The organism is Amycolatopsis circi, from assembly GCF_003385235.1.
Classification (GTDB): domain Bacteria; phylum Actinomycetota; class Actinomycetes; order Mycobacteriales; family Pseudonocardiaceae; genus Amycolatopsis; species Amycolatopsis circi.
This window is the reverse complement of the sequence record NZ_PQIA01000293.1, coordinates 1-1,297: the sequence shown is the minus strand read 5'-3', so window position 1 is coordinate 1,297 and position 1,297 is coordinate 1. Positions and strand designations below refer to the sequence as shown.

General features: G+C 70.8%; 1 protein-coding gene. It reads right to left on the bottom strand.

Annotation, left to right across the window (positions count from 1 at the left end; all coding sequences use genetic code 11):
- Positions 1–344: 344 nt before the first annotated feature.
- Positions 345–866 carry a DUF501 domain-containing protein gene (locus D0D37_RS46330; protein WP_208720583.1) on the bottom strand — a complete coding sequence of 174 codons (522 nt, stop codon included), beginning with the start codon at positions 864–866 and terminating at the stop codon, positions 345–347.
- Between the last annotated feature and the right edge of the window lie 431 nt (positions 867–1,297).

Below are 1,297 nucleotides of genomic sequence, written 5' to 3'. Positions count from 1 at the left end.
TGAATCAGCGGCGAGCAGCGCCGGCCCCGTTGGCTGCGCCGCCACCCGAACAACCGGCTATGTCCTCGCCAACAGGCTCCACACCATCCAGCCCGCCACCGGTGACCGGCTCACCCGCACCGTCCGCCACCGGCTCACTCTGACCGTCCGCATGAAGGGACGCCTCAGCGCGCACCGACCGCCGAGATCTGCGTGGCACCCGCAATTTCCGCCCCTCCCCGGCGCGCCCGGCGGTGCACCCAGGCTCGCCTGCTCGGTGTGAAGCTCCGATGCGCGCCGCGAAGCAATCTCACCCAGGCGGGCACCGGCCTCTGCTGTGCCTATCCGCGCCCGAGACCGGAGCGTTACCCGGCGCAGTCGCCCGTCGGCCAGCCCTGCTCGCGGACCCAGGCGAGGGTCTCGTCACCGAACGGGTTCACCCCGGGCCCGGCCGCGAGCGTGTGCGCGAGGTGGACGTGCAGGCATTTCACCCGCCCAGGCATCCCGCCCGCGGTCACCTGCGTGCCGAGCGACTCGATGGCGTCCCGCTCGGCGAGGTACGTCTCGTGCGTGCGCTGGTAGGTCGCCGCAAGCTCGGGGTCGGTGGTGAGCCGTTCGGTCATCTCCTTCATCACGCCGGACGCCTCCAGCGTGCCCACCATCGACGACAACCGCGGGCAGGTCAGGTAATACAACGTCGGGAACGGCGTCCCGTTCTCCAACCGCGGACTGGTCTGGACCACCGAAGGATGCCCGCTGGGGCACCGCGCGGCCACCGCCCGCAACGCCCGCGGCGGCCGTCCGAGCTGCTGCGCGATGACCTCCCGGTCGGCATCGGTGACGGGCTTGAATCGGGGTGTCTCCGTGCTGCTGTTCACGCTCTCCAGGCTAATGCCGCCGTCCGCCCGACCCCTCGCGACCTCCGCCGAAACGGCCGAGTTGTCCACAACCCGCACACCGTGTGGACAACTCGCCGCAGTCGCCTCCGCCGTCCTTCCGATGTGCTTAACGTGGAAGGCAGCCGAAGCAGATCCGCGACCGCCCAGCCTCGAGAACTGCCGACACTCACAACCGTAAGGAGGATGCCCCACCGCGCTAAGCCCCGAGAGCCAACCGGCTGCTCACCCCGCCAGCGAGCCAACCCCGCCAAGACCACGCCCAAACCCGCGCCTCGCCCAGCCGCACTCGCACACCCAGCCAGCACACCAGCCGACGATCCCGCCCAGCCAATAACCTGACCCGCCCCGGCCATCAACCGCACCCAGCCGAGATCCGACCCAGCCAGGGACCCCGCCGGGTCAGATACTCGCCGCCCGCC